Raw genomic sequence first — 4,015 nt, 5'->3', positions numbered from 1 at the left:
CCTTGTTCTCAAGCCTTTTTCCTACGCTATTTTTGAACATTTACTTACTGTGATTAATATAACGGAATATTAATTAGGACTATGAACGAGTTACCAGGGAGTTACAAGTTGAAGATAAAAAAGGCAGCTACAGGAAGCATCCAGTTTTCCCGCTATCTTCTTACGCGGATGACGCACGATAGAGTTAATGTGAATGCAGGGTACTTGGCGTACATTACTTTGCTCTCGATCGTACCGATGTTGACGGTTTTGCTCTCTATTTTGTCGTCATTTTCAGTTTTTGCTGATGTTGGTTTAGTGATTCAAAACTTCGTTATTACCAACTTTGTTCCCGCTTCCGGGGATGCGGTGCATGGTGCTTTACTGGAGTTTGTTGCTAATACCGGCAAGATGACGGCGGTGGGCAGTGTGTTCTTATTCATTGCCGCTCTGATGCTGATCTCCAATATTGATAAAAACCTAAACTACATCTGGCGAGTAACGGAAAAGCGACGTGCTGTGTTGTCTTTTTCGATGTATTGGATGGTGCTAACACTTGGGCCTATTTTGATCGGAGCGAGCATTGCTGCAACGTCGTATGTGACATCATTAAACTTGTTACAAAACGAAGTCGTGTCGAGTGCTTTTAATACCGTGATTCGCAAGCTCCCTTTGATTACCTCATTCTTTGCGTTTTTCGGTCTGTATCTGTTGGTTCCCAACAAAAAGATTCACTTTTCTCATGCGGCAGCTGGCTCTCTAGTGGCGGCTCTGTTGTTCGAACTCAGCAAGAAAGGCTTTGCAGCTTACATTACTCAGTTTCCGTCTTACCAGTTGATTTATGGCGCATTAGCGGCGATTCCCATTCTTTTTGTTTGGGTCTATTTGTGCTGGTTGATTGTGTTAGTGGGTGCTGAAGTGACGGCCGCGTTGGGCGAGCAGGAACAGTGGAGTGACTCTCAAGAAATGGTACACTCGTCGGATAAAGACAAAATTACAGAGCAAGGAAACAACAGTGATAGCACTGATCCAGAGAGTAAGTGAAGCTGCCGTCCGTGTTGATGGCGAAGTAGTGGGTGAGATTGAGCAAGGCTTATTAGTTCTGTTAGGTGTAGAAAAAGGTGATGACGAAGCCAAAGCCAAACGTTTGATGGAACGAGTGACCACTTATCGTGTCTTTGGAGATGAAGACGATAAAATGAACCTTAACGTGAAGCAGGTAGAAGGTAAGGTATTAGTGGTGTCTCAATTCACTTTGCCAGCTGACACCAAGAAAGGGACACGAGCTGGATTTTCTCGCGGTGCTCACCCAGAAGATGCAGAGCGTCTTTACAACTACTTCTCTGACCAATGTGAATCAGTGTTGCCAACGGAACGTGGCCGATTCGCAGCCGACATGAAAGTGTCTTTGGTTAATGATGGCCCAGTGACATTCTGGCTGCAGGTTTAGGCTTAAAGGAATAAGCATGTTTAAACTCATAACCCCGACCACCGAAAATCAACTGAACAAGTATTACCATTTTCGTTGGCAAATGCTCCGTGAACCTTGGCGAATGCCGGTCGGTTCAGAGCGCGATGAATATGACCCAATGAGTCACCATCGCATGATTGTTGATGGTCGAGGTCGCCCGATGGCGATTGGTCGTCTCTATATCACCCCAGATCTAGAGGGGCAGATTCGCTATATGGCGGTGAAGAACTCTCGCCAAAGCAAAGGCATGGGCTCACTTATCTTGGTTGCGCTAGAGTCACTGGCACGTCAAGAAGGTGCGAAGCGTTTGGTGTGTAATGCTCGTGAAGATGCGATCTCATTCTATGAGAAGAATGAGTTTGAGCGTCGTGGTGAGATTAACGACCAACGTGGGCCTGTGCGTCACCAACAGATGGTAAAACCTCTTGATCCAATGGCTGATGTACTGCGCAAACCAGAATGGTGTAATGAGCTTCAGCAGCGCTGGGAGCATCAGATCCCGATCAGTGACAAGATGGGCATCAAGATTAACCAATACACGGGTTATCAGTTCGAGTGTAGTGCTCAGTTGAATCCAAACCTTAACCCTCATAACACCATGTTTGCTGGCTCAGCCTTTACCTTGGCGACCTTAACCGGTTGGGGTATGACTTGGTTACTAATGAAGGAGCGTGGGTTGACAGGTGATATCGTACTAGCAGATAGTAATATTCGTTACCGTCATCCAGTTGAGCAAAACCCAGTGGCATCCACGTCATTGGATGGGATCAGTGGCGATTTAGATCGCCTCGCGTCTGGAAGAAAAGCTCGTATCATCATTCACGTGACCATTAACAGTGGCGACGTGGAGGCGGTTGAGTTTACGGGAACCTATATGCTGATCCCTGACTACAAAAAGAGATTATCAACAGACTCCAACGTAAGCGTATAGCTGACAATGGCTAGCAGATAAAGATACAGATAGAAGGCGCTACTCTTGTGGAGTGGCGCTTTTTTGTTGGCAGTCGTTAATCTCGGAATACTCAGCTTGGGTGAGCTTTCCTGATATTTGGTGGCATGGGTCGGATAGTGAAATAGAGAGAGTGTGTTGCTCGGTTTTTAGCAAGTCGAGCTCTCCAGAAATTTCGCCATTTAACGTTTGAATCCTTTGTTCGCTTTGCTCTGCTGCCGATGCACCAATAATGTGCACTGGTTCAAGTGTGAAGCGTCCACGGTCAAAATTCGCATTGAGCTCTGGGATTTCAAATACGTTATCAGTCGATGTTTCAGAAAGCTTATCATTAAAGGTCATCACACCTTGGCGAACGCTACCAGTGAGTTGACCTGTTGTGGAATAGCCGAGCATTAATGAATCGCCGTATAAACCCGCAGCTTGAAGTTCAAATTCGCCATAACCGGTTGCGTCGAGCGGTAGTTCAAGTTGCTGTAACATGGGTGCTATCGGTAATCCATCGGCAGAGATCTCTAAGCTCCATGGCTTACTGATTTTGTTGAAGTCGAGTGTTGCGTTGGCTTCAATATAGCCGTGCTTTAGTGGCATAAACAGGCGTGTCAGCGTCCATTTTCCTTGCTCGCTATTCATCTCAACCACTGGCTGTGCGCTAATAATGTTTTGATAGCTGGCATCATTCGCGCTGGCCATCAGCTTTCCTTGCCACAGACCTAGCTTTCTATCCTGTAAAAGTTGAACTTGATACCCCTCGATATGTAATCCTGAGACCTGCCAGTAAGGCTTTTGTGCAAGTTGGATAAGTTGGTTGCGTTCTATGTTAATTCGGCTAATTTCGACATTCTGGAGCTGCGTGAGCCAAGGTATCAAGAGAGTGGCGGGTAGAGGGCTATCTTGGCTTTCCGTAATCCACTTTATACCTTGCAGGTCGAGCTGTGCTAATAGAATGCTGTTAGGGGTTACTTTGCCATTAAGTTGAACAGTGCCCTGTAGGAATTGAGTATAGAAGTCTTCAATCAGAATCTGGTTCGGATCTAAATTGAGCTTGATACTTGGCTCTATGAACATGTCATCATCAATGCTCACTCCCTCTGCTTGCAGAGAGAAAATGGCTCTCTGTTGCTTCCACAGCTCAAAAGGCAGTTGGATATTTTCTAACGAGGCATCAAAAGCTGCGAGGTGGCCATCTTGCCACTCTACATCGCTACGCAGAATATCTAAGCTATTGATGTGATTGATCTGAATACCTGCCACATCCCATTCTTTGCTTAGTAGGCTTTGGGTCTGTTTCTGATTGAGTCGCAAGCCATCGACGGTCACATTCACCAACGACCAATCTTGCTGATACTGCTCTGCTTGACCAGAAATTTTGGCACCACGCCAGTCAAACGAAGCGCCATACAGGGTGCTATCACTTGATTTAAGATCTAGGTCAATCAACAGGTTATCGAACGCTTCGCCTTGCCAATACAGCTGTGAGGCAGAAAGTTGGGTTTTTCCATAAGGTAGAAGTGAGTTGTCGTTGTTCCACGTTGGGTCGGAGATCTGAAGGTCGATGCCTCGCGCGTTAAAGTCTGGGGTTGAAAAGTCGAGATTGTTGATGGCCAGCTGGTGGA

General features: G+C 46.1%; 4 protein-coding genes. 3 read left to right on the top strand and 1 reads right to left on the bottom strand.

Annotated elements, in window-relative coordinates; translation table 11 throughout:
• The first annotated feature begins 81 nt into the window (after nt 1-81).
• From AB4653_RS04380 to AB4653_RS04370, 3 genes are read left to right on the top strand one after another with little or no spacing between them, the layout of a single operon-like run.
• The gene (locus AB4653_RS04380) at nt 82-1,023 is read left to right on the top strand and encodes a virulence factor BrkB family protein (protein ID WP_012603002.1); all 942 of its coding nucleotides are present in this window, start codon (nt 82-84) and stop codon (nt 1,021-1,023) included.
• On the top strand, nt 995-1,429 hold the full coding sequence (dtd, locus tag AB4653_RS04375; protein ID WP_004735590.1) for a D-aminoacyl-tRNA deacylase: 435 nt from the start codon (nt 995-997) through the stop codon (nt 1,427-1,429). Before AB4653_RS04380 ends, dtd begins: the two co-directional genes overlap by 29 nt.
• Nucleotides 1,430-1,445: 16 nt before the next feature.
• The gene (locus tag AB4653_RS04370) at nt 1,446-2,381 is read left to right on the top strand and encodes a bifunctional GNAT family N-acetyltransferase/hotdog fold thioesterase (RefSeq protein WP_009848032.1); all 936 of its coding nucleotides are present in this window, start codon (nt 1,446-1,448) and stop codon (nt 2,379-2,381) included.
• Between the two features lie 39 nt (nt 2,382-2,420).
• Here the strand turns inward: AB4653_RS04370 and AB4653_RS04365 are convergent.
• A partial coding sequence (locus tag AB4653_RS04365; RefSeq protein ID WP_372103421.1) for an AsmA family protein occupies nt 2,421-4,015 on the bottom strand: 1,595 nt, incomplete at its 5' end.

Source organism: Vibrio sp. 10N.222.48.A3, from assembly GCF_041475345.1.
GTDB classification, from domain to species: domain Bacteria; phylum Pseudomonadota; class Gammaproteobacteria; order Enterobacterales; family Vibrionaceae; genus Vibrio; species Vibrio tasmaniensis_A.
This window is presented reverse-complemented; position numbering and strand designations above follow the sequence as displayed.

Bases quoted from the DNA above. Each gene is read 5' to 3' on its own strand.
- AB4653_RS04380 (WP_012603002.1), top strand. From the start codon at position 82: ATGAACGAGTTACCAGGGAGTTACAAGTTGAAGATAAAAAAGGCAGCT.
- AB4653_RS04370 (WP_009848032.1), top strand. From the start codon at position 1,446: ATGTTTAAACTCATAACCCCGACCACCGAAAATCAACTGAACAAGTAT.